At 70.6% G+C, this 22,843-nt stretch carries 20 protein-coding genes; 7 read left to right on the plus strand and 13 right to left on the minus strand.

Features of this window, described 5'->3' with window-relative positions:
* Positions 1 to 85 precede the first annotated feature (85 nt).
* Positions 86 to 421 carry a DUF192 domain-containing protein gene (locus ACIPWY_RS29840; RefSeq protein WP_362903548.1) on the minus strand — a complete coding sequence of 112 codons (336 nt, stop codon included), beginning with the start codon at positions 419 to 421 and terminating at the stop codon, positions 86 to 88.
* A 335-nt stretch (positions 422 to 756) separates the two neighbouring features.
* On the opposite strand from ACIPWY_RS29840, the gene ACIPWY_RS29845 reads away from it, so the two are divergent.
* Entirely contained in the window at positions 757 to 1,275 is a 519-nt protein-coding gene (locus ACIPWY_RS29845; protein WP_362903550.1) for a hypothetical protein, read from the plus strand.
* Positions 1,276 to 1,314: 39 nt separating this feature from the next.
* Here ACIPWY_RS29845 and mgrA read toward each other — a convergent pair whose 3' ends face one another.
* Positions 1,315 to 2,355, minus strand: coding sequence for an L-glyceraldehyde 3-phosphate reductase (gene mgrA / locus ACIPWY_RS29850; RefSeq protein ID WP_401535782.1), 1,041 nt, complete (start codon positions 2,353 to 2,355; stop codon positions 1,315 to 1,317).
* A 133-nt stretch (positions 2,356 to 2,488) separates the two neighbouring features.
* Between mgrA and ACIPWY_RS29855 the strand changes: the two genes are divergently transcribed.
* The 4 genes from ACIPWY_RS29855 to ACIPWY_RS29870 all read left to right on the plus strand — a co-directional run bounded on the left by ACIPWY_RS29855 (position 2,489) and on the right by ACIPWY_RS29870 (position 7,607).
* Positions 2,489 to 3,250, plus strand: coding sequence for an isoprenyl transferase (locus ACIPWY_RS29855; RefSeq protein WP_362903554.1), 762 nt, complete (start codon positions 2,489 to 2,491; stop codon positions 3,248 to 3,250).
* A gap of 320 nt (positions 3,251 to 3,570) precedes the next feature.
* Positions 3,571 to 4,890: a PhoH family protein gene (locus ACIPWY_RS29860; protein ID WP_362903556.1), complete on the plus strand. Its 1,320-nt coding sequence runs from the start codon at positions 3,571 to 3,573 to the stop codon at positions 4,888 to 4,890.
* A gap of 409 nt (positions 4,891 to 5,299) precedes the next feature.
* Positions 5,300 to 6,031: a lytic transglycosylase domain-containing protein gene (locus tag ACIPWY_RS29865; RefSeq protein WP_362903558.1), complete on the plus strand. Its 732-nt coding sequence runs from the start codon at positions 5,300 to 5,302 to the stop codon at positions 6,029 to 6,031.
* Between the two features lie 148 nt (positions 6,032 to 6,179).
* Complete coding sequence (locus ACIPWY_RS29870; protein ID WP_362903560.1) at positions 6,180 to 7,607, plus strand: AI-2E family transporter; 1,428 nt, start codon at positions 6,180 to 6,182, stop codon at positions 7,605 to 7,607.
* An 89-nt stretch (positions 7,608 to 7,696) separates the two neighbouring features.
* Here the strand turns inward: ACIPWY_RS29870 and ACIPWY_RS29875 are convergent, their stop codons facing one another.
* A complete protein-coding gene (locus ACIPWY_RS29875; RefSeq protein WP_362903562.1) occupies positions 7,697 to 8,227 on the minus strand; it encodes an alkyl hydroperoxide reductase in 531 nt (176 codons plus the stop codon).
* Positions 8,228 to 8,233: 6 nt separating this feature from the next.
* Complete coding sequence (locus tag ACIPWY_RS29880; RefSeq protein WP_100598182.1) at positions 8,234 to 8,788, minus strand: peroxiredoxin; 555 nt, start codon at positions 8,786 to 8,788, stop codon at positions 8,234 to 8,236.
* Between the two features lie 154 nt (positions 8,789 to 8,942).
* Between ACIPWY_RS29880 and ACIPWY_RS29885 the strand changes: the two genes are divergently transcribed.
* The gene (locus tag ACIPWY_RS29885) at positions 8,943 to 9,890 is read left to right on the plus strand and encodes a LysR substrate-binding domain-containing protein (protein ID WP_362903564.1); all 948 of its coding nucleotides are present in this window, start codon (positions 8,943 to 8,945) and stop codon (positions 9,888 to 9,890) included.
* A 3-nt stretch (positions 9,891 to 9,893) separates the two neighbouring features.
* Here the strand turns inward: ACIPWY_RS29885 and ACIPWY_RS29890 are convergent, their stop codons facing one another.
* The 5 genes from ACIPWY_RS29890 to ACIPWY_RS29910 form a co-directional block, all read right to left on the minus strand.
* Positions 9,894 to 12,281: an FtsX-like permease family protein gene (locus tag ACIPWY_RS29890; RefSeq protein ID WP_401535786.1), complete on the minus strand. Its 2,388-nt coding sequence runs from the start codon at positions 12,279 to 12,281 to the stop codon at positions 9,894 to 9,896.
* Positions 12,278 to 12,964, minus strand: a complete 687-nt coding sequence (locus tag ACIPWY_RS29895; protein WP_362903568.1) for an ABC transporter ATP-binding protein — start codon at positions 12,962 to 12,964, stop codon at positions 12,278 to 12,280. The genes ACIPWY_RS29890 and ACIPWY_RS29895 overlap by 4 nt, the downstream gene beginning before the upstream one ends.
* Positions 12,961 to 13,488: a PadR family transcriptional regulator gene (locus ACIPWY_RS29900; protein WP_383886733.1), complete on the minus strand. Its 528-nt coding sequence runs from the start codon at positions 13,486 to 13,488 to the stop codon at positions 12,961 to 12,963. The genes ACIPWY_RS29895 and ACIPWY_RS29900 overlap by 4 nt, the downstream gene beginning before the upstream one ends.
* 131 nt (positions 13,489 to 13,619) lie before the next feature.
* The gene (locus ACIPWY_RS29905; RefSeq protein ID WP_362903572.1) at positions 13,620 to 13,892 is read right to left on the minus strand and encodes a hypothetical protein; all 273 of its coding nucleotides are present in this window, start codon (positions 13,890 to 13,892) and stop codon (positions 13,620 to 13,622) included.
* Positions 13,889 to 14,818: an SPFH domain-containing protein gene (locus ACIPWY_RS29910; RefSeq protein ID WP_362903574.1), complete on the minus strand. Its 930-nt coding sequence runs from the start codon at positions 14,816 to 14,818 to the stop codon at positions 13,889 to 13,891. Before ACIPWY_RS29910 ends, ACIPWY_RS29905 begins: the two co-directional genes overlap by 4 nt.
* A 270-nt stretch (positions 14,819 to 15,088) precedes the next feature.
* Between ACIPWY_RS29910 and ACIPWY_RS29915 the strand changes: the two genes are divergently transcribed.
* On the plus strand, positions 15,089 to 17,368 hold the full coding sequence (locus ACIPWY_RS29915) for a transglycosylase domain-containing protein (protein ID WP_362903576.1): 2,280 nt from the start codon (positions 15,089 to 15,091) through the stop codon (positions 17,366 to 17,368).
* Positions 17,369 to 17,587: 219 nt separating this feature from the next.
* Here ACIPWY_RS29915 and ACIPWY_RS29920 read toward each other — a convergent pair whose 3' ends face one another.
* The 4 genes from ACIPWY_RS29920 to ACIPWY_RS29935 form a co-directional block, all read right to left on the minus strand.
* Positions 17,588 to 19,753, minus strand: coding sequence for a SpoIIE family protein phosphatase (locus ACIPWY_RS29920; protein ID WP_362903577.1), 2,166 nt, complete (start codon positions 19,751 to 19,753; stop codon positions 17,588 to 17,590).
* Between the two features lie 49 nt (positions 19,754 to 19,802).
* Complete coding sequence (locus tag ACIPWY_RS29925) at positions 19,803 to 20,543, minus strand: class I SAM-dependent DNA methyltransferase (protein WP_393703724.1); 741 nt, start codon at positions 20,541 to 20,543, stop codon at positions 19,803 to 19,805.
* 93 nt (positions 20,544 to 20,636) lie between these two features.
* Positions 20,637 to 21,329 (minus strand): DUF402 domain-containing protein, encoded by a 693-nt coding sequence (locus ACIPWY_RS29930; protein ID WP_362903581.1) that lies wholly within the window; start codon positions 21,327 to 21,329, stop codon positions 20,637 to 20,639.
* Between the two features lie 73 nt (positions 21,330 to 21,402).
* Positions 21,403 to 22,821, minus strand: coding sequence for a class II fumarate hydratase (locus ACIPWY_RS29935; protein WP_401535790.1), 1,419 nt, complete (start codon positions 22,819 to 22,821; stop codon positions 21,403 to 21,405).
* Positions 22,822 to 22,843 lie beyond the last annotated feature (22 nt).

A 22,843-nucleotide genomic window follows, 5' to 3' on the forward strand; every position in this document is an offset into this window, starting at 1 on the left:
GTCGGGCCTCGGCGGCCACCGGACCTACCGGGACTCCAGAGGCCAGGGCCGGCGACCCGCCCCCGCGACCCCGGCCGCCCCACCCTCACCGCCCCCGGATCGTCACCCGAACCCCCCGCCGCACGCCCCACCGGGCCATCGTCCCCGCCTCGGACTCCAGGACACGCCGGGCGCGCAGCCGGGGGCGGCCGATCCGTCCCGGCCGCATCGTCCGCACGGCGAGCACCGTGTCACGCCGGTCCAAATACGCCACATCTACGACGAAGCGCATCCCCACGGTGTGCACGCTCGACGACGACGTCAGCAGCAGCGCGCCGTTCACCCCGTCCCGGCCGAGGAGGCCACGCCGCCGCGCAGGTCCCGACTCCGCGATTTCCAGCGGCAGTTCGGCATCGAGCCCGGGGACGGTGAAGGTCGCCATGGGTGCGCAGCCAACCTCCGGGCGGCCCCGGCGTCAAGCGCGCGTTCGTCGCACGGCTCACCCTTGAGGGGGGGCGTCCGGCCATGCCACAAGCCGGGAGAACCGTCGCGAAACCCCGCGCGAAGCGGCCGGAAACAGCCCTCCAGCCGTCGCCGGGTGACTTCGGAGAGTAGTTGTGGCACGCCGATGCACCCACCATCACTTACGAAGGGTTATGGTGGAAACCCCCCCTCGGGCCGGTCCGTCTCCCCCCCACGGACCGGCCCGTTTTTTGTCTCCGACCGGGCCGCGCGCGTGCGCCCCCCGGTTCCGGCGCCGGGATTAGAGTCCGCGGCATGCCGAACGACTATTCGCACCAGGCGCCGCCCACCGCTCCCGGCCCGTACGGCGGTCCCGGTCAGCACGGCGCCCCCGTCCCCCACATCCCGGGCCCCTACAACGCCCCGGGTCCGTACGGGGTGAACCCGCACTTCGCCCCCGCGCCGCCCCTGAGCATGCCGTCCTCGCTCCGCGCCGCCCGGACGACCACGTACGTCATGGTCGGCCTCGCCCTCCTCGCCTCCGTGGCCGTGGGTGTGACGGAGGGGGCGCGGGTCGCCGGCGCCGCGTTCGGCGGGAACATCTTCGGCGTCGTGCTGCTGGTCCTCGCCTGCTTCTACGGGAGGGCGGGCCGCGGGCTGCGCGTCACGTCCCTCGTCGTCGCGGGGGTGCAGATCCTGCTCGGCCTGAGCGGAACGCTGCGCGGCAACATCGGCGGGCCCATCGCGCTCGTCGGAGCCGTCGTCATGGTCGTCCTGCTGAGCCAGGCGAGCGCGGGCGCGTGGTTCCGCAGGCCGCGCACCCCCGGCGCGTAGTGCGCCGGGCGCGCGGCCCGCGGAACGGAACGGGAGGCGTCAGCTCCGCCCGGCCCAGATGTTCGTGCCCGGGGTCGACACCGCGAACGAGTCGATTTCGGACAGCTCTTCGTCGGTGAGCTTCGGGCCTGCCAGAGCCGCCACGTTCTCCTCCAGTTGGCGGACGCTGGAGGCGCCGATCAGGGCCGACGTCATCCGATCGTCCCGCAGTACCCAGTTGAGCGCGAGCTGCGCGAGGGACTGGCCGCGGCGCTGGGCGATGTCGTTCAGCCCGTTCAGCCGGCGGATCACCTCGGAGTCGCCCGCGAGACCCGGGTCGAGGGACTTGCCCTGCGTGGCGCGCGACCCCTCCGGGATGCCCTTCAGGTACTTGTCCGTGAGCAGACCCTGCGCGAGCGGCACGAAGGAGATGCAGCCCATGCCGGCCGTCTCCAGCGTGTCCAGGAGGCCGTCGTCCTCGGTCCAGCGGTTGATCATCGAGTACGAGGGCTGGTGGATGAGCGCCGGGACACCCATCTCCTTCAGCAGGCGCGCCGCCTCGGCGGTCTGCTCGCTGTTGTACGAGGACACGCCCACGTACAGCGCCTTGCCCTGCTGCACGGCGGACGCGAGCGCGCCCATCGTCTCCTCGAGCGGGGTGTCCGGGTCGAAGCGGTGGGAGTAGAAGATGTCGACGTAGTCGAGGCCCATCCGCGACAGGGACGCGTCGAGGGACGACAGCAGGTACTTGCGGCTGCCCCACTCCCCGTACGGGCCCGGGTGCATGAGATAGCCCGCCTTGGTGGAAATGATCAGCTCGTCCCGGTACGGGGCGAAGTCCTGGGCGAACATCTTGCCGAAGTTCAGCTCGGCGGAGCCGGCGGGCGGCCCGTAGTTGTTCGCCAGGTCGAAGTGGGTGACACCGATGTCAAAGGCGCGGCGGAGGATCTCCCGCTGCGAGTCGAGGGTGCGGTCGTCACCGAAGTTGTGCCACAGGCCGAGCGAGATCGCGGGCAGCTTGAGACCGCTGCGGCCGGTGCGCCGGTACTCCATCGAGTCGTAGCGGTCCGCGGCGGCGCGGTACGAAGAGGTGTCGTTCATGGGTACGAAGCTACGTCAGAGCACCGACAGCCCACAGCACCGGAGCACGGCCACCCCACAGAGTGGGCGGCGGCTTACAGCGGTAGGCTTTCGCCCTCGGGGACTGCCGTCTGCACGGAGGGGCTGAAAGACAGTGAACCTGCGCGACCTGGTGTACGGACTTTACGCACGCCGGGTGGAAGGCCGTCTCGACCACGACCAGGTGCCCAAACACATCGGGGTCATCCTCGACGGGAACAGGCGCTGGGCGAAGGCCTCCGGTGGCACTGCGGCACAGGGCCACCAGGCCGGCGCGTACAAGATCGAGGAGTTCCTCGGCTGGTGTGCCGAGACGGACGTCGAGGTCGTCACCCTCTGGATGCTGTCGACGGACAACTTCGACCGTCCCGAGGAGGAGCTGAGGCCGCTCCTCGGCATCATCGAGGAGACCGTCCGAAGCCTCGCCGTCGACGGCCGCTGGCGCGTCCACCACGTGGGCACCCTCGACCTCCTCCCGGCCCGCACCCAGACCGTCCTCAAGGAGGCCGAGCAGGCCACCGCCGACAACACGGGGATACTCGTGAACGTCGCGGTCGGCTACGGCGGCCGCCAGGAGATCGCCGACGCGGTGCGCTCCCTGCTGCTCGACCACGCGGACAAGGGCACCAGCCTCGAGGAGATCGCCGAGAGCGTCGACATCGACCAGATCTCGAAGCACCTCTACACCAGCGGGCAGCCCGACCCCGACCTCGTCATCCGTACGAGTGGCGAGCAGCGGCTGTCCGGATTCATGCTCTGGCAGTCGGCCCATTCCGAGTACTACTTCTGTGAAGTTTTCTGGCCCGCCTTCCGCAAGGTGGACTTCCTGCGTGCCCTGCGGGATTACGCCGCACGGCATCGGCGTTACGGCGGCTGACCCCCGGGACATACGTCACCAGGAGTTAACGCGCGCGCCGTCATATGCCGTGGCATGGCCGCGCGTGTTCGAGGGAATAAGCCTTCCAGGTCGATGTCCGATTCACGGACGTCGAGTCTCAGCGGACGGCACGGGGCTGTCCGCCCGGGAGGCCCTTTGCGCCAGGACGACCACGCGGGCAGCACCTGTTCCGCTGGAGAGGCTGGGGGCCGGTCCACGGCCCATGCATGGCGGCCGTCGACCGGCGGGTACGACCCGCCCCGCCCGGCCCTGGATCCCTCTGTCGCTCCCCGACCTCATCCGAGGGGGTACGTCCTTCCGTGGTGACCAGCAACAAGCGCCAGCCCGACCGGCGCACTTATGTTCTCGACACCAGCGTCCTGCTGGCCGACCCGAACGCCCTGACCAGGTTCGACGAGCACGAAGTGGTGCTCCCGATCGTCGTGGTCACGGAACTGGAGGCCAAGCGGCACCATCCGGAGCTCGGGTACTTCGCCCGGCAGGCCCTGCGCCTGCTCGACGACTTCCGTATCCGGCACGGACGCCTGGACGCCCCGATCCCCATCGGCGATCTGGGCGGGTCCCTGCGCGTCGAGCTCAACCACTCGGATCCGGGCGTTCTCCCGGCGGGCTACCGCCTGGGGGACAACGACTCCCGCATCCTCGCCGTCGCCCGCAACCTCCAGGCCGAGGGGTACGACGTCACCGTCGTCTCCAAGGACCTGCCGCTGCGCATCAAGGCGTCGTCGGTGGGCCTGCTCGCCGAGGAGTACCGCGCGGAGCTCGCCATCACGGACTCCGGCTGGACCGGAATGTCCGAGCTGCGGCTCTCCGGTGAGCAGGTGGACCTCCTCTTTGAGGAGGAGAGCCTGTACGTGCCAGAGGCGGCGGAACTGCCCGTCCACACCGGCCTCACCATCCAGTCCGAGCGCGGCAAGGCGCTCGGCAGGATCACGGCCGAGGGCAACGTCCGTCTGGTGCGCGGTGACCGCGAGGCGTTCGGCATCAAGGGCCGCAGCGCCGAGCAGCGCATCGCGCTCGATCTGCTCCTCGACCCGGACATCGGGATCCTGTCGATGGGCGGCCGGGCCGGCACCGGCAAGTCGGCGCTCGCGCTGTGCGCGGGCCTCGAAGCGGTGCTCGAACGGCGCCAGCACCAGAAGGTGATGGTCTTCCGTCCGCTGTACGCGGTGGGTGGCCAGGAGCTCGGCTATCTCCCCGGCACCGAGGCCGAGAAGATGGGCCCGTGGGCGCAGGCGGTCTTCGACACGCTGGGATCCGTCGCCGGCAAGGCGGTCATCGAGGAGGTCACCGCACGCGGCATGCTGGAGGTCCTGCCGCTGACCCACATCCGCGGCCGCTCCCTGCACGACGCGTTCGTGATCGTGGACGAGGCCCAATCCCTGGAGCGGAACGTCCTTTTGACCGTTCTGTCGCGGATCGGGGCGAATTCACGGGTCGTGCTCACGCACGACGTGGCGCAGCGCGACAACCTTCGGGTCGGCCGGTACGACGGAGTGGTCGCCGTCGTCGAAAAGCTGAAGGGACACCCGCTGTTCGCGCACGTCACGCTCACGCGGTCGGAGCGTTCGCAGATCGCGGCCCTGGTCACCGAGATGCTGGAGGAGGGGCCCCTGTGAGGAGAGAGCGAGCGAAGCGCCCCATCTTGTAGGGGTTACACGGTAGTTGGCGCCGCCCGGCGAAGCCCAGGAGCTTAGCCGGGCGGCGCTGTGCCGTGCGCTTGTTTCCGCGAAACCGTTGGGGCAAACGAGGTGTGAGCTTTCCCACTTGGATGAGAATTGCCTTGAGGCAACCGCGTCCGGCAGAGTCTCAGTCCTGTCAGGCCCCGCATACGACACTTGTGCATCCACAGCATTACGAGCACCACAAACACCAGAACTTCACAGAGGCCGTCGTATGCCGCCCGAGCACCACGCGGCGCTCCCGTAGAGGGAGTTGCCCACCGGGCCCGTGTCTCCCGTGACCCCGCAGTTGGGAGGCCAGCGTCAGGGGCACGATTGCGTCCGCGAGGGTCACCTACAGCGGGCGATGCTGGAAGGAAACCGTGTGAGCCGGATTTCGGTCCGGGGATTCGCAGTGGCTTCGGCCACCGCGGTCACCACAGTCGGCGCAGTCGTGGGTGTTGCCTCGGGCAGCACCGCTCAGCCCTCGAACAACGAGGCTGAGGCCACGGCGAGCGACGCGACCCTCCTCGCCGACATACCCGCGGGTCAGCAGGCCCAGGTGCAGACCGCCACGCTGACGCAGCAGGCGGAGACGCAGGCCATCGCCGCGGACAACGCCGCTCAGAAGTCGGCGGAGGAAGCGGCCCGTAAGAAGGCCGCCGAGGACGCCGTCGCCAAGCAGAAGGCGGCTGCCGACGCCAAGGAGAAGGCGGAGCAGGAGGCGAAGGAGCGCGCGGAGGCCAAGAAGGTCGCCAGCCGCTCGGCCACCCGCGACGCCTCCAGCTTCGCCACGCAGGCCTCTTACTCGACGTCGCAGATACAGGCGATGGCGCGTCAGATGGTGCCCGCCGGGCAGTTCCAGTGCTTCAGCAACATCGTGGACCACGAGTCCAGCTGGAACTACCGGGCGACCAACGCCTCCTCCGGCGCCTACGGTCTCTTCCAGGCGCTGCCCGCGTCCAAGTACTCCAGCGCGGGCGCCGACTGGCAGACCAACCCGGCCACCCAGATCAAGTGGGGCCTCAACTACATGGACAGCCGCTACGGCAGCCCGTGCGAGGCCTGGTCCTTCTGGCAGGCCAACAGCTGGTACTAGGAGCCGGTACAGCTTCATGACGGGCCCCGTGGCCCGTCAACCTTCCTGAGCCCCTCGCCGTCCTACGGTGAGGGGCTCAGGCCATGTACGGTCGGAGCCGACGACTCCCGGGGGAGTGGTGAGCGAGCACGGGGGAAGAGGACAGATCATGTCGCGAGTTCCAGGATGGCTCGGCCGGCTCGGCAACGAGCTCAGCCGTATAGGGGAGCGCTTGGACGAGCGCCGCGCCGAGGCCGAGCGTGACGCCCGCGCGGACGACTCCGTTCCGGATGCCGCCGCCGGTGCGGCCCCTCATCGCCCCCCTCATGCCCCTGGCACGGCCGGCACCGCTGAGGCACCCGCGGCCCCCGCAGCGTCCCAAGTGCCCGGCACTCAGCCGGAGAACGGCGGTGGCGACCACGTACCCCCGCCGCCCGCGTACGCGCCCGCCATAGCGGCCAGGCCCGACCCCGTCGCGGCCGTGCCGTGGGGGATGCGGGTCGCGGCCGAGGCCAGCTGGCGGCTGCTCGTCCTCGCGGGCACCCTCTGGGTCCTGATGAGGGTCATCAGCGCCGTACAGCTCGTGGTGTTCGCCTTCGTCGCCGCCATGCTCATCACCGCGCTGCTCCAGCCCACCGTCGCCCGGCTCAGGAAGCGCCGCGTGCCCCGGGGCCTGGCGACCGCGCTCACCGCGATCCTCGGCTTCGTCGTCATGGGGCTCGTCGGCTGGTTCGTGGTCTGGCAGGTACAGGAGAACATCGACAACCTCTCGGACCAGATCCAGGACGGCATCGACGAGCTGCGCCGGTGGCTGCTCAACAGCCCGTTCCATGTGACCGAGAGTCAGATCAACGAAATCGCCAAGTCCCTGCGCGACGCGGTCGGCGCCAACACCGACCAGATCACGTCCGCGGGCCTCGAAGGTGTCACCGTCATCGTCGAGGCGCTCACCGGCATCCTGCTCACGATGTTCTCGACGCTGTTCCTGCTCTACGACGGCCGGCGCATCTGGGAGTGGACCCTCAAGCTCGTCCCGGCGCAGGCGCGCCCCGGCATCGCCGGTGCGGGACCGCGGGCATGGCGCACGCTCACCGCGTATGTGCGCGGCACGGTGATAGTCGCGCTCATCGACGCCATCTTCATCGGGCTCGGCATCTTCTTCCTCGGCGTCCCGATGGCGGTGCCGCTCGCCGTTTTCATCTTCCTGTTCGCGTTCATCCCGCTCGTGGGCGCGGTCATCTCCGGCGCGCTCGCGGTGGTCGTGGCGCTGGTGACCCAGGGCGTCTTCACGGCCGTCATGACGCTCGCGGTGGTACTGGCCGTGCAGCAGATCGAGGGGCACATCCTCCAGCCGTTCATCCTGGGCCGGGCCGTGCGGGTGCATCCGCTCGCGGTGGTGCTGTCCGTGGCCGCCGGCGGGATGGTCGCCGGGATCGGCGGGGCCGTGGTGGCCGTGCCGCTCGTGGCCGTGACGAACACGGTCGTCGGCTATCTGCGCTCGTACTCGCGTGAGGCGGCGCTGCGGCAGATGCCTCCGCCGCACGGGGCGACCGCCGTCGACGTGGCGCCGGTCGATCCCACGGCTCCGAAGACCTGAGGCTCCGGACGCACGAGAACGCCGGGCGGGCTGAATCTTCTTCAGCCCGCCCGGCGTTCTCGTATGCGACTACGGAGGTGATCCGTCCGTCAGGACAGGACGTCCTCGGAGTCCAGCGTGACGCCCACGGCCTGGATCACCGCGGCGATCTTGAAGGCCTCCTGGATCGTCTCGCGGTCGACGCCCGCCTTGCGCAGCACCTGCTCGTGCGAGTCGAGGCACTGGCCGCAGCCGTTGATCGCGGAGACCGCGAGGGACCACAGCTCGAAGTCGACCTTCTCGACGCCCGGGTTGCCGATGACGTTCATCCGCAGGCCGGCGCGCAGCGTCCCGTACTCCGGGTCGGAGAGCAGGTGGCGCGTGCGGTAGAAGACGTTGTTCATCGCCATGACGGCGGCGGCCGCCTTGGCGGCGGTGTACGCCTCCGGCGACAGGTTCGCCTTCGCCTCGGGCTCCAGCTCGCGCAGGACGCGCGGGGAGCGGGACGCGATCGCGCAGGCGAGCACGGTGCCCCACAGCTGCTGCTGCGGCAGGTCCGAGTTGCCGATGACCGAGCCGAGGTTCAGGCGCAGGTCCTTGGCGTAGTCCGGGACGGCGGACTTCAGTTCGTCGAGAGCCATGTCAGATCACTCGCCCGACAGGAGCGCGACCGGGTCGAGGGTGTTCTCGCCCTTGGTCCAGTTGCACGGGCACAGCTCGTCGGTCTGCAGGGCGTCGAGGACCCGCAGGACCTCCTTGGGGTTACGGCCCACGGAACCGGCGGTCACCATCGTGAACTGGATCTCGTTGTTCTGGTCGACGATGAAGACGGCGCGCTGCGCGAAGCCGTCCTCGCCCTCGATGCCGAGGTCGCGCATGAGCTCGTGCTTCGAGTCGGCGAGCATCGGGAAGGGCAGGTCGGTCAGGTCCGGGTGGTCCTTGCGCCAGGCGTGGTGCACGAACTCGGAGTCGCCGGAGAAGCCGAGGATCTGGGCGTCACGGTCGGCGAACTCGTCGTTCAGCTTGCCGAACGCGGCGATCTCGGTCGGGCACACGAAGGTGAAGTCCTTGGGCCACGCGAAGACGATCTTCCACTTGCCCTCGTAGGTCTTGTGGTCGATCTGCTCGAACTCCTTGCCCTTCTCCAGGGAGACACAGGCAGTCAGGTCGAACTGGGGGAACTTGTCACCGACAGTGAGCACGCACTACTCCTTGCAGCATGGAGGGGCCCCTTTTGAGGGCTTTCCAAGGGGGTTGGACTGGGCCCGATCGTGGCACAGGGTGCATTGATTATGGAAATAGCTAGACTCGGTTGTGTTGATCGGACCCGGCTATCAGTAGCCGTAGGTAAGGGGAGTGACCGTGGCCAGCACCAAGCGGCGGCAGCCGAGCCTCGCGCAGCTGCGGGCCTTCGCCGCCGTCGCCGAGCATCTGCACTTCCGGGACGCGGCCGCCGCGATCGGGATGAGCCAGCCCGCGCTCTCCGGCGCCGTGTCCGCCCTGGAGGAGTCCCTCGGCGTGACCCTCCTCGAACGCACGACGCGCAAGGTGCTGCTCTCGCCCGAGGGCGAGCGGCTCGCGGTGCGCGCGAAGGCCGTGCTCGACGAGGTGGGCGCGCTGATGGAGGAGGCCGAGGCGGCACGGGCGCCGTTCACGGGAGCGCTCCGCCTCGGGGTGATCCCGACGGTGGCGCCCTATCTGCTGCCGACCGTGCTGAGGCTCGTACACGAGAAGTACCCGGATCTCGATCTCCAGGTGCACGAGGAGCAGACGTCGTCGCTGATCGAGGGGCTCGGGGCCGGGCGGCTCGACCTGCTGCTGCTCGCCGTGCCGCTCGGGGTGCCCGGGGTCGTCGAACTCCCCCTGTTCGACGAGGACTTCGTACTCGTCACGCCGCTGGACCACTGGCTCGGCGGGCGGGAGGGGATTCCGCGGCAGGCGCTGCGCGAGCTGAATCTGCTGCTGCTCGACGAGGGGCACTGCCTGCGGGACCAGGCGTTGGACATCTGCCGGGAGGCCGGCCGTGACGACGTGCCTGTGACCACGACCGCCGCCGGGCTCTCCACGCTGGTGCAACTCGTCGCGGGCGGGCTCGGCGTGACGCTCCTGCCGCGGACCGCCGTCGCCGTCGAGACCAGCCGCAGCAGTCAGCTGCTCACCGGGTACTTCGCCGAGCCGGCGCCCACGCGGCGGGTGGCGCTCGCGATGCGGGCGGGGGCGGCCCGCTCCACGGAGTACGAGGAGCTGGCCGCCGCCCTGCGAACCGCCCTGCAGGGACTGCCCGTTCGCGTCACGCAGGGCTGATTCCTACTCCGTCCGCAGACCGCCCGCCCGCATCAGCCGCCACAGCGGCGGCATGCTCAGCAGGGTCACCGACGCGATCGCCACCGCGCCCACGCCCGCCAGGGGCAGGAACAGCAGCCAGTCGGTGACCGGCTTGCCGACCATGCGCAGCATCAGCCAGCCGAGGCCGAGACCGCCCGCGATCGCGAGGGACAGACCGAGGGCGACCGGGATCGCCGTCTGCCACAGCACCGACCAGGCGAGCGTGGCACGGCGCGTGCCGTAGGCGACGAGGATCGACAACAGGCGTCGGCGGTCACGGAGCTGCTCGATCTGCGAGACCAGCATGGCGGCCGCGATCAGCGCCATGGTGAGCGCCGCCGCCGTGAACAGGCCCTTGCGGATGGCCGCGTACTCCTTGTCGCGGCTCGTCGAGCTGTAGTTCCACACGTGCATCGCCGGGTCGATCCGGAACGCCGTGTTGCGCGTGTACTCGACGGCGTCCGGCACCGAGCCGTCGATCTGGATCTGGGCGTTCGTCGAGGCCCTCTCCAGATGGGTTACGTCGAAGGCGCGCGGTGTGGCGAGGATCCCGCCGTAGGTGTTGCCGGCCGGGTCGCGCCGGGCCGCCACCGTGCGCGCGTCCTCGGGCAGCGTCCACCGCATGGTCCGGGAGTCGCCGATGGCGAGCCGGGCGCCGGGCCTGGCGTCCTTGTCCAACTGTTCGTCGGCCTCGGGATATTCGGACCCGGTGACACGGAAGACGTCGCCGTCCCTGCAGGAGGGGAGCTTGGCCAGCTCGCGCAACGAGGAGCAGGATCCGACGGAGAGCGTGACGGTGCGCATCACGCCCTGGGCGTCCGGCTTCGCGCCCACCGGGTTCGCCCAGGTGTCCACGGTGCCGTACACCGACCGGACGCCCTTGGTCGTACCGAACTCCCGGACCATCTGCTTCGCCAGGTCCCCGCTGGCGAAGTTGGCGTTCACGCCGACCTGGGCACGTGACGGGTCCTCGCCCGTCGCCTTGGTGAAGTCGTCGTTGATGCCGGCCGTGAACATCTGCAGGGCGATGCCGCCCGCGACCGCGATGGTGATCCCGGCGACCGCGCGACTGGCGCCGCTGCTGTTCAACTGGAGCCTGCGTACGGCCAGTTGCCAGGGCACCGGGCCGCCCCGTAGCCGGCGGACGGTGGCCTCCACCAGCCACGGCAGCACCAGGACCAGGCCGAGCAGGGTGAACGCGATCCCGGCCGAGATCTGTACGACGCCCCGCGTGCCCACCGCGTCGGCGGAACCCGACGTGAGCAGCAGCAGCGCGCCGAGGACCGGCACCGGGATCCGCCACCACAGGCGCCGGCCCCGGGATCGGCCGCTGCGGACGACGCCCAGCGGTTCGATCACGACGGAGCGCAGCGCGAAAACCGTGACGGCGACAGCGGCCAGCGGCACCGCCAGCATGATCAGTACGGCCAGGGCGGGTTCCGGTGTGACATCCGCCGGGAACGCCGAGAGCCGCCAGACCTCCACGACGCCGAGCAACTGCCTCGCGGCCAGGAAGAAGACCACGCCGAACGCCAGGCCGATCAGCGTGCCGAACAGTGCCTCGCCCGCCGCCATCCGTCGCGTCATCCGCACATCCGCGCCGACCAGGCGCAGCGCGGCCAGGCGCCGGTCGCGCCGCTCGCCGCCGAACCGCACGGCCGTCGCGATGAAGATGGCGACCGGGACGAGGAGCACGACGCAGGCCAGCACGATGAGCACGATGAGGACCGGGTCGAGCGGTTGGCTCGGGTACATCATGCCGAAGTGGTCGATACGGTTCGCGCCGCGGTCGGCACTGAGCCGGTCGCTGCCGACGTACAGGAACAGCTCGAACGGATCGGTCAGGCCCGCGTCGTGGATCGTGCCCACGGTCCGGTAGGCGTAGCGCTCCTTGAGGAGCTTGCCCTCGGGGGAGTCGAGCAGCTTCTTCAGGGCGGGCGAGAGGACCATCTCGCCGGGCCCCGGCAGCTTGTCGACGCCGGGCGGCAGCGGCGGATGCGCGCCCTCGGGCCGCAGCAGATAGCCGCCGATCGTGTTGTCCCGGTAGCCGGAGGAGGCGTCGGCGGTGAGCATCGTCCGGTCGCCGGGCTTGAGCTTGCCGGTCTTGCCGACGCCCAACTGGCGGTTCTCGCCGCGCACATCGCGCTCGTGCAGGAACGTCGGCACGGACGCCGCGCCCAGCAGCAGGGCCACGCCGAGGCCGACGCCGACCGCGGTCAGCAGCGTACGGATCCAGCCCTCACGGCCGCCGGACGAGGCGAACCGGATACCGAGGCCGAGGTCGCGCAGCCAGCTCGACGGGCCGGCGGGGGAGAGGGCGGCCGCCGGTGTGCCGCGGTCGCGGTCGGCGCGGTGGTCCACCAGCGTCATCGGACGAACTCCATGTCCCGTGACTTGCCGTCGCGCACGACGATCTCGCGGTCCGAGTAGGCCGCGACCCGGGTCTCGTGCGTGACCAGGACGACGGCGGCGTTCGTGCCGCGGGCCGCTTCGGTGAGCAGTTCCATGACGCGCTCTCCGTTGAGGGAGTCGAGGGCGCCGGTCGGCTCGTCGGCGAAAAGGACGCGCGGGCTGGTCACCAACGACCGTGCCACGGCGACCCGTTGGCCCTGGCCGCCGGATATCTCGCCGGGCCGTTTGTCCGCGAGGTCGTCGACCTCCAGGCGCTGCAGCCACGCGGCGGCCCGGCGCTCGGCCTCCCTGCGTCGGACGCCGGTGAGCCGCAGCGGCAGCGCCACGTTCTCGGCGCAGGTCAATTCCGGTACCAGCTGGCCGAATTGGAAGACGAAGCCGAACTCGGAGCGGCGCAGTGCGCTGCGCTCGGCGTCGGACATCGCGGTCAGGTCGCGTCCGTCGTACGTGATGGTGCCCGCGTCCGGGGTGACGATCCCGGCCAGGCAGTGCAGCAGGGTCGACTTGCCCGACCCGGAGGGGCCCATGACGGCGACGATCTCGCCCGGGTGGATGGCGAAGGAGGCGCCGTCCAGGGCTGGCGTCGGCCCGTACGCCTTGTGCAGGTCGTGGGCGGTGAGCAGGGATCCGGCGGGAGTCATGAGGGGCGTACCTCCGTGGCGAGCTTGTCGAGGCGTGCGGCGGCGAGCTCCAGCCAGCGCAGGTCGGCTTCGAGGTGGAAGAGGGCGTGGTCGCAGATCAGCTGGTCGGCGAGGTCGCCCTTGCGCTTGCGGTCGGTGAGGATGCGCATCATGCGCAGGTGCTCGGCGCGCTGGACGTCAAGGAGTGTGGCGGCGTCGCGCTCGGTGAGCAGAGCCAGGACGACCTTGGTGTAGAGGACGGACTGGAGGTACGGCTCCGGCGGCTCGGGGGTGGCGAGCCAGCGCTGGACATCGGTGATGCCGGCGTCGGTGATGGCGTAGCGCTTGCGTTCCGGGCCGCCGCCGGTCTCGATCCCGTCGACCTCGACCAGGCCGTTCTTCAGGAGCCGGGACATGGTCGAGTAGACCTGCCCGTAGTGCAGCGGCTTGTCGTGCCCGAAGGTGGCGTCGAAGGTGCGCTTGAGGTCGTAGCCGTGTCGTGGCCCGGCCTCGAGAAGTCCCAGAAGGGTGTGACCGATGGACATGGCGGTCACTATACATAGTGGGTATACATGGTGTGTATAGCGTGGCAGGGGAGGGATTCCAGGGATTCCCGGAGGTCTTCGGGAAAAGCTCGGGGGACGCGAAACGGTCCGGGGTGCGTGCCCCGGACCGTTCACTCCGCCTCGTCGCCCTGTGATCCCTTGGGCGGCCGCCCCCGCCGCGGCAGCGGCCCCGTCGAGCCGGGCAGCCGCCCGGCCTCCGCGAGAGCGCGCCGCAGCAGGAACTCGATCTGCGCGTTCGCCGAGCGCAGGTCGTCCCCGGCCCAGCGCGCGAGCGCGTCGTACACGAGCGGGTCGAGCCGCAGCAGTACCTGCTTGCGCTGCGGCCGCGACCGGCGTGCGGGGCCCTCGGGGGGCTCCTCGTGCGCCTCGTTCGAGGGGGTCACTGGTAGAGCGTTCCCGTGTTCACGACCGGCTGGGCGGCACGGTCGCCGCACAGGACCACCAGCAGATTGCTGACCATGGCGGCCTTGCGCTCCTCGTCGAGCGCCACGAAGTCCTGCTCCGTGATCCGGGCGAGCGCGTCCTCGACCATGCCGACCGCGCCGTCCACGATGAGCCGCCGCGCCGCGACGACGGCGCCCGCCTGCTGGCGCTGGAGCATGGCCGAGGCGATCTCGGGGGCGTACGCGAGATGCGTGAACCGGGACTCGATGATCTGAACGCCCGCGGTCTCCACGCGCGCGTGGAGCTCGACGGCGAGCTTCTCGGTGATCTCCTCGGCGTTGCCGCGCAGCGAGAGGCCGGCCTCGTCGTGGGCGTCGTAGGGGTACTCGATGGCGATGTGCCGCACAGCGGCCTCGGTCTGTGTGGCGACGAACTCCAGGAAGTTGTCGACCTCGAAGGTGGCCTGCGCCGTGTCCTCGACGCGCCACACGACGACGGCGGCCAGTTCGATCGGGTTGCCGTAGGCGTCGTTGACCTTGAGGACGGCCGTCTCGTGGTTGCGTACGCGGGTCGAGATCTTGGTGCGGGACGTCAGCGGGTTCACCCACCGCAGGCCGTCCTCGCGGATCGTGCCCCGGTAGCGGCCGAAGAGCTGGACGACGCGGGCCTCGCCCGGCGCCACCATGTTCAGCCCGCACATCGCGAAGAACGCGGCTATCGCGACCACTACGCCGAGCACGATCAGCCCCGCCTTCGCGCCCGCCGACGACAGCGTCGCGCCGGTCGCGATGAGCGCGACGCCCGCGAAGAGGCCGAGCAGGCCGAGCAGCAGGGCGAGTCCGCCGCCGATGCTGTGGGCGACGACCTCCTTGACGCGGGGCTCGGGCATCTCGGGTACGTCGGATGTGGTGTCCGTCTCGGACATAAGGGTCCCCGTTCCTGTGAGCTGGCGGTTCTCGCGAACCAGATCTAGCAAAGTGATATCACTTTATCCGATGCGGCAACCATCTGCACCTCCCGATCGTCGGTTCTCATGGGCTTGGGTGCTGATTGTCACGTCCGGAAATGCCCGGATCGACAGCCTTTTGCCCTTAGGTGCGGTGTTAGTTTCATGAGCTGATTCAGCACTGATGAGCGTGAAGTGCGCAGTGGGCGCGCGGACGCGCCAGCGACTAGAAGCGGAGTAACGGGAGCCATGGGTCGAGCGGAAGCGAGACGAGCACGGCAGCGCGGCGGCGCGCGCCGGGCGGCGCGCGGGGGCTCGTCCACCCGGCGGACGGGTATACGCCGCTTCTTCACCTGGAAGAAGATCCTCGGCACGTTCCTCGGCCTGTGCCTGCTCGGCATGGGCGCGTTCATCGTGCTGTACATGGTGATCGACGTCCCCGAGGGCAACCCGGACGCGATGCGGCAGAGCAACGTCTACAAGTACAGCGACGGCGCGACCATGGCCCGTGTCGGCCAGGTCAACCGCGAGATCGTCGGTCTCTCCGAGGTGCCCACGGGCGTGCAGCACACGTTCGTCGCCGCTGAGAACAAGACGTTCTACAAGGACAAGGGCGTCGACCTGAAGGGCACCGCCCGCGGTGTCGTCAACACGCTCACCGGCAAGGGCAAGCAGGGTGGTTCGACGATCACCCAGCAGTACGTGAAGAACTACTACCTCACGCAGGACCAGACCGTCTCCCGCAAGCTGAAGGAACTGGTCATCTCGCTGAAGGTGGACCGCAAGAAGTCCAAGGACGACATCCTCGCGGGCTACATCAACACCAGCTTCTACGGCCGCAGTTCGTGGGGCATCCAGGCGGCAGCCCAGGCCTACTACCACGTCGACGCCAAGAAGCTGACGGTGGAGCAGGGCGCGTATCTCGCGGCGCTCCTCCAGGCTCCGAACCAGTACGACTGGGGCATCGCCTCGGACACCGGCAAGAAGCTCGCCGTGGAGCGCTGGAACTACGTCCTGGACAACATGGTCGACATGCACTGGCTGAGCGCGAGCGAGCGCGAGGGCATGACGTTCCCCAAGCCGAAGGCGCCGAAGGCCGCCGCCGGGCTCGAGGGCCAGGAGGGCTACCTCTACACCGCCGCCAAGGCCGAGGTGATGAAGGACCTGAACCTCACCGAGGCGCAGTTCGACGCGGGCGGCTACACGGTCACCCTCAACATCGACCGCAAGAAGCAGAAGCAGCTGGAGAAGTCGGTCAGGCAGCAGCTGACCGACAACCTGGACCCGAAGACCAAGAAGGCCGACTCCCGGGTGCAGGCAGGTGCCGCCTCGGTCGACCCGAAGACCGGCAAGGTCCTCGCGCTGTACGGCGGTGCAGGGCTCAGCGAGCACTACGTCAACAACGCGACCCGCACCGACTACCAGCCGGCCTCCACCTTCAAGCCGCTGATCCTCGCGGCCGCCCTGGAGAACAACGCCACGACGCAGACCGGGCAGTCGATCAAGGCGAGCACGATCTACGACGGCACCAACAAGCGGCAGGTCGTCAGCGACGGCAAGAAGGTCGGCTTCGCGCCGCCGAACGAGGACGACCACAGCTACGGCCCGGTCACCGTGCAGACCGCCATGAACAAGTCCATCAACTCCGTCTTCGCGCAGATGGGCGTCGACGTCGGCATGGACCAGGTCATGGCGACGGCCAAGAAGCTCGGCATGGACGACGCCGACCTCAAGCCGTTCCCGGCGCAGACCCTGGGCACCATGGGCGCGAGCCCGATGGAGATGGCCGGTGTCTACGCGACGCTCGACAACCACGGCAAGCAGGTCACTCCGCAGATCGTGAAGTCCGTGTCCAAGCAGGGCGCGGACGTCCCGCTGCCGGACGCGATCGGCAACCAGGTGATCAGCCGCGGCGCCGCGGACTCGATCACCTCGGTCCTGACCGGCGTGGTCGACGACGGTACGGCGAAGACCTCGGTGCGTGACAACCCGGCCCGCGACGGCCAGCAGGTGGCGGGTAAGACCGGTACCTCCGACGACAACAAGTCGGCCTGGTTCACCGGCTACACGCCGGATCTGGTCACCTCGGTGGGCCTGTTCGGCGAGGGCGCGCTGAAGACCGCGGAGGCGGGCAACCAGGTGCCGATGAAGGGCGCCGGCGGTCTGCCCCGCGTCGATGGCGGCAGCTTCCCGGCCCGCATCTGGGCCCAGTACACCTTCAACTCGACCAGCCCCACCGCCGAGTTCGACCTCGACACGGACATGGGCGCGGCCGTCGAGGTGCCGTCCACCCCGCAGGACACCCCGAGCGCCCCCGAGTCCACCCCGGAGAACACGCCGAGCGCTCCCGAGTCCACCCCCGAGGAGACCCCGAGCGCCCCGGAGTCGACCCCCGAGTCCACCCCGCCGACCGACGAGCCGTCAGGCGGCGTCACGCCTCCGACGGACCCGTCGTCGCCGACCTTCGGGATCCCGGAGAACCCCGGCGACTCGGGCAGCAGCAACGGACCACGCGGCCTGACCGGCTGACAGTGACGCACGCGAGTGGGGGCGGCACCCGAAGGTTGCGGGCCCCCCCGCCCGGGGCCGGGGTGAAGCGGGCGCTCCCCCCCCGGGGCCCGGCGGACCCGGCACACCCCCGGCGACGCGGGCAGCCCCACCGCCCCCCGCGGCCTGCCCGGCTCACTGGCCCGCCCGCGTGGGGCCCCGCACCCGTCGGGGCCGGGCCCCACTCGCGTAGGGACAGGTTCAGGCGGGCGATCCCGCGCCGTTCCCGTGCGGCACCTCGAACCACACGACCTTGCCGGTGCTCAGCCGCGTCGCACCCCAGCGCCGCGCCAGCCTGTTGACCAGAAACAGGCCGCGCCCGCCCTCGTCGGTGGCGCGCGCCTGCCGCAGCCGCGGCAGCTGCGGCACGTCGTCGCCGACCTCGCAGCGCAGCACGTCGGTCCGCAGCAGGCGCAGCGTGACGGGCCGGGACGCGTACCGCACGGCGTTCGTCACGACCTCGCTGACGAGCAGCTCCACCGAGTCGGTCAGCTCCTCGAGGCCCCAGCGGGCGAGCGCGCTGCGCGCCAGGCGGCGGGCCCGGCCCGGCGCCGCGTCCTCGGGTTCGAGCAGCCAGTACGCGACGTCGCTCGGCGCGATCCCGTCGAACCGGGCCGCGAGCAGCGCGATGTCGTCGTCCCGGTCGCCCGGACCGAGCATGTCGAGGACCTCGTCGCACAGCGCCTCGAGCGGCGGCGGATGATCGGGGCCCGTCAGCTGGGCCGTCGCGGCGAGCCGCTCCCGCAGCTGCTCTATCCCGGTCCACACGTCCCGCAGCCGCGACTCGACCAGACCGTCCGTGTACAGGAGGAGCGTCGCGCCCGCCGGTGCGTCCAGCTCGACCGCCTCGAAGTCGACCCCGCCGACACCGATCGGCGCCCCCGGCGGGACACGCAGTACCTCGGCGCGCCCGCCCAGATGCAGCAGGACCGGCGGCGGGTGGCCCGCGTTGGCGATGGTGATGCGGTGCGAGACCGGGTCGTAGACGGCGTACAGGCAGGTCGCCATGCGGTCGCTGCCGAGGCGCTGGGCCTGCTCGTCCAGGTGGTGCAGGACCTCCTGCGGCGGCAGGTCGAGGCCGGCGAGGGTCTGCGCGGTCGTGCGCAGCTGGCCCATGATCGCGGCGGACGTCATGGAGTGGCCCATGACGTCGCCCACGACGAGGGCGACGCGGCTGCCCGGCAGCGGGATCGCGTCGTACCAGTCGCCGCCCACGCGCGCGGTCTCCGCGGCCGGCAGATACCGGGACGCGAGGCGCACGCCCGTGGGCCGCGGCAGCGTCTCGGGCAGCATCGTGCGCTGGAGCTCGTCCGCGATGTACGCCTCGCGGCCGTACAGGACGGCCTTGTCGATGCCGAGCGCGCTGTGCGTGGCGAGCTGCCCCGCGACCAGCAGGTCGTCGTTCTCGAACGGGTGACGCTCGGGGCGGCGCAGGAACACGGCCGCGCCGATGACCCGGCGGCGCCCGCGCAGCGGCGCGAGGATCGCCCGCTGCCCGGTGGGCAGGGCGAGGTCCGGGTCGTCCCCGAGCAGCTCCGGCAGCGCGGCCAGGGCGGCCGGCGAGTCCGCGAACACGGGCCGTACGCCCCTGAGCACCTCGGCGAGCGCGCCGCCGGTCCGCACCTCGCACAGCTCGGCGGTGACGGGGTCGCCCTGGGCGGCGATGGCCGCCATCGTCAGGAGACCGCCGCCGTCGGTGTCCGGGTCCTCGGCGCCCTCCTCGATGAGGCGCAGCCGGTCCGTCCTGCGCAGCCGCAGCACGACGGGCCCGGTGGGCCGCTCGTCGCCGACCGGCAGCGGGTCCCGCAGATACACCAGGATCACGTCGGAGAACGTGGGTACGGAGGCGCGGCACAGGCCCATGACGATCTCGTCGAGATCTATCCCGCGGGCGATCCGCCGGGTCGCGGCCCCGACGAAGCGCAGCCGGTCCCCGTCCCGCCGCATCGCGACGGGCGTCCCCGCCGGGCGCGGCTGTCCGCTGCGTCGGTCGGGCACGGGCCTGGGCCGGTGGGGATCGTCCGGTCCGGCGTCCGACAGGGCATGCTCCGGCGCGCTGTCGGCGGCCCCGGAGGCGGAACCGGGCTTGCGCCGTCCGGGCACGCCACCGGCGCCGCTCTCACGGCGCGGGGGCTCCGGTACGGGTGCGGCTCCGGAGTGTTCGGGCTCGGCGCCCCGTTGCGCGGAGGCGCCCGAGGCGGGCCCCCGGCGTGCGGCATCGGCGTCCTCGGCGGACGCGTTCACTCCGGGGCGCCCCTGTGCGGGGAACGCGTCGGAGGCGCGCCTCAGGGCCCCGCGGGGGTCCGCGGGGGCGGCGGGGCGGGCGGCCTGCCGGCGGCCCTCGTGGGAGGTCGGGTGCTCCGTCACGCGTTTCGAATCCGTCCGTCCTGGGCTGCGCGCCGTACGACGTGCCGCTTCACTTTCCGGAGCGCCGGCAGTTGAAGAACAGCTGGTGCTCGGGTGGGGCGTCGGTGCTCGCCGGAGCGTACGCGTACGTGTGCTCGCCGGTGATCTCCAGTCCCGCGTCGCGTACGACCTGGCGCAGCTCGTCCCGCAGAAATCCCGATACCCGGATTGTGTGCCCCAGGAACGGAATCTCGGCGTCGTCCAGATCGGCCTCGACCATCGACAGGGCGAGCAGCCCGCCGGGCCGCAGCATCGAGCGCAGCAGCCGCAGCGCCGCGGGGATCTCGGCGCGCGGCAGCATCAGCAGCGTGAAGAAGCAGGTGATGGCGTCGAATTCGCCCAACTCGCCCTGCTCCTGGCCCGGTTCGGGTCTCAGTGATGCCAGGTCCAGATGGTGGAACTCGGCCTCGGGGACGTTCTTGCGGGCGAGCTCCAGCATGCCGGCCGACAGGTCCACGCCGACCACCGAGTGTCCCGCGTCCGCCAGTTGCCGGCTCGTCGGAACTCCCGTGCCGCAGCCCACGTCGAGTATGCGCGAGCCGGGTGCGAGGCCCGCGAGCAGTGCGTCCCCCGCGGCCAACTGGCCTTCCTTGTGCGGGAAGGCGTCGTCGTAGCGGGCACCGATCGCGTCGAAGGCCTCGGCCTGGCCCGTACGGTCCGGCGCCGGGGTCCGGCGGCCGCTCGCGTACGTCTCGTAATCCTCGCTGCCGTGACTCACGGTCCCGCCGCCCCTCGATGACCTCGTTGACATCGTGTCAGACCTGCTGCAAGCACGAAGAGTTGTACCTGCGTGCACTTGCGGAGGACGATCCTACGTTTGAACCACGGGGGCGCATCAAGGGTCTCATGAGGACACATGCGCGGGCGTACGGTCCCAGTCACCTGGAAGGGCGGGAACCGGCCACGACGGATCGGGCCGCCAGTGCTGCCAGCCGTCGGGGAACGGGTGCCCCCAGCCCTCGATCACCTCGACCGCGGCGCGCCCCGCTCTCCGTACGGATTCGGCCTGCGCCGCGCTCATCAGGCCCGCGAGCTGCGCCTGCGCGAACTCGTCCTCGTCGAGCCAGCGCCAGGTCCGGTCCGCGTAGACCGACAGGTCGAGGAAGTGGTCCTCGGAGTCCACGCCGCCGGCCCAGCGCACCCGCGGCTGCTCCAGGTTCACGTACCAGTTCCTGAACCGCCAGCCCGGCTCCCAGAACAGCCACACCGACCAGGGCTCGCCGGGGCGCGCCAGCTTCAGGACGCCGGTGCCGAACCACCGGTCGCGCAGGACGGTGCGCGGCTTGGTGTACCGGGTGGCCAGCGGCTCCTCGTGCACCGGTGTGCCGTCGGCCAGGACCGGTTTCACGCATTCGGTGCCGGGTGCCAGCCACACGGCGAGCAGCTCGGCGCTGTCCTCGACGACGGTGACGGGACGGCAGATATGGAAGCCGTCCCCGCCGTTCGCCCTGTAGCGCCACAGAATCCGGCTGCCGGGCGCCCAGCGCCCCACGCTGCCGTCGGTCTCACCCGCCAGAATGCTCGTCCGGTCCGTCATGGACAGATATTAGGTGCATCTGGCACATGACACTGCGGTGCGCGTCACGAATTCGGTCAGTCGCCGGATGCTGTTACGGGCGCGTCATCCGCAGGACATCGAGCGCCTCGTCCAACTGCCCGACCGTGAGGTCGCCGCGCTCCACGTAGCCGCCCTCCATGACGACCTCGCGGATCGTCTTCCTCTCGGCCAGCGACTTCTTGGCCACCCTCGCGGCCTCCTCGTAGCCGATGTACTTGTTCAGGGGTGTCACGACGGACGGTGACGACTCGGCGTACTCACGGGCACGTTCGCGGTTCGCGGTGATGCCGTCCACGGTCCGGTCGGCGAGCAGGCGGGCGACGTTGGTGAGCAGCCTGATCGACTCCAGGACGTTCTTGGCGATGACCGGCAGCATGACGTTGAGCTCGAAGTTTCCGGCGGCGCCCGCGGTGGCGACCGTCGCGTCGTTCCCCGTGACCTGGGCGGCGACCATGAGCACGGCCTCGGGAATGACCGGATTCACCTTGCCCGGCATGATCGACGAGCCCGGCTGGAGATCCGGCAGGTTGATCTCGGCCAGTCCGGTGCGGGGGCCCGACGCCATCCAGCGCAGATCGTTGGCGATCTTCGTCAGGCCGACGGCGATGGTCCGCAGCTGCCCGCTCGTCTCCACGATGCCGTCGCGCGCGCCCTGCGCCTCGAAGTGGTTGCGCGCCTCGGTCAGCGGCAGGCCCGTGGTGCGCGCGACCTCCGCGATGACGGCGGCCGAGAACCCGGGCGGCGTGTTGATCCCCGTGCCCACCGCCGTTCCCCCGAGCGGCAGTTCGGCCAGGCGTGGCAGCGAGGCCTGAAGGCGCTCGATGGCGTACGCGACCTGCGCCGCGTATCCGCCGAACTCCTGCCCGAGGGTCACCGGCGTCGCGTCCATGAGGTGCGTACGCCCCGACTTCACGACGTCGGCGAACTCCTCCGCCTTGCGCTCCAGGGCCGCCCGCAGATGGCCGAGCGCCGGGATCAGCTCATGGGTGACGGCGGCGGTGGCCGCGATGTGGATCGACGAGGGGAAGACGTCGTTCGACGACTGGGACGCGTTCACATGGTCGTTCGGGTGGACGTCGCGGCCGAGGCGCTCCGTCGCGAGGGTCGCGAGCACCTCGTTGGTGTTCATGTTGGACGACGTGCCGGAGCCGGTCTGGAAGACGTCCACGGGGAACTGGTCGTCCCAGCGCCCGTCGGCGACCTCGCCCGCCGACTCGGCGATGGCCTGCGCGATGTCCTTGTCCACGACGCCGAGCTCGGCGTTCACATGGGCCGCGGCCGCCTTGATGCGCGCGAGCGCCTCGATGTGGGCACGCTCCAGGCGCTGGCCCGAGATGGGGAAGTTCTCCACGGCCCGCTGTGTCTGGGCCCGCCATTTGGCGTCCGCGGGCACCCGCACCTCGCCCATGGAGTCGTGCTCGATCCGGTACCGGCCGCTGTCGCCGCCGCCGTCATCCATTGCCGTCGTCATCGTCATCCCTCCGTAAAACATG

Source organism: Streptomyces sp. NPDC090032 (assembly GCF_044748025.1).
Taxonomy (GTDB): domain Bacteria; phylum Actinomycetota; class Actinomycetes; order Streptomycetales; family Streptomycetaceae; genus Streptomyces.

What these genes read in the sequence shown, in the direction of transcription:
- ACIPWY_RS29840 (WP_362903548.1), bottom strand. Translation starts at nt 421, where the DNA reads ATGGCGACCTTCACCGTCCCCGGGCTCGATGCCGAACTGCCGCTGGAA.
- ACIPWY_RS29845 (WP_362903550.1), top strand. Translation starts at nt 757, where the DNA reads ATGCCGAACGACTATTCGCACCAGGCGCCGCCCACCGCTCCCGGCCCG.
- mgrA (WP_401535782.1), bottom strand. Translation starts at nt 2,355, where the DNA reads ATGAACGACACCTCTTCGTACCGCGCCGCCGCGGACCGCTACGACTCG.
- ACIPWY_RS29865 (WP_362903558.1), top strand. Translation starts at nt 5,300, where the DNA reads ATGCTGGAAGGAAACCGTGTGAGCCGGATTTCGGTCCGGGGATTCGCA.
- ACIPWY_RS29870 (WP_362903560.1), top strand. Translation starts at nt 6,180, where the DNA reads ATGTCGCGAGTTCCAGGATGGCTCGGCCGGCTCGGCAACGAGCTCAGC.
- ACIPWY_RS29875 (WP_362903562.1), bottom strand. Translation starts at nt 8,227, where the DNA reads ATGGCTCTCGACGAACTGAAGTCCGCCGTCCCGGACTACGCCAAGGAC.
- ACIPWY_RS29890 (WP_401535786.1), bottom strand. Translation starts at nt 12,281, where the DNA reads ATGACGCTGGTGGACCACCGCGCCGACCGCGACCGCGGCACACCGGCG.
- ACIPWY_RS29895 (WP_362903568.1), bottom strand. Translation starts at nt 12,964, where the DNA reads ATGACTCCCGCCGGATCCCTGCTCACCGCCCACGACCTGCACAAGGCG.
- ACIPWY_RS29900 (WP_383886733.1), bottom strand. Translation starts at nt 13,488, where the DNA reads ATGTCCATCGGTCACACCCTTCTGGGACTTCTCGAGGCCGGGCCACGA.
- ACIPWY_RS29910 (WP_362903574.1), bottom strand. Translation starts at nt 14,818, where the DNA reads ATGTCCGAGACGGACACCACATCCGACGTACCCGAGATGCCCGAGCCC.
- ACIPWY_RS29915 (WP_362903576.1), top strand. Translation starts at nt 15,089, where the DNA reads ATGGGTCGAGCGGAAGCGAGACGAGCACGGCAGCGCGGCGGCGCGCGC.
- ACIPWY_RS29925 (WP_393703724.1), bottom strand. Translation starts at nt 20,543, where the DNA reads ATGTCAACGAGGTCATCGAGGGGCGGCGGGACCGTGAGTCACGGCAGC.
- ACIPWY_RS29930 (WP_362903581.1), bottom strand. Translation starts at nt 21,329, where the DNA reads ATGACGGACCGGACGAGCATTCTGGCGGGTGAGACCGACGGCAGCGTG.
- ACIPWY_RS29935 (WP_401535790.1), bottom strand. Translation starts at nt 22,821, where the DNA reads ATGACGACGGCAATGGATGACGGCGGCGGCGACAGCGGCCGGTACCGG.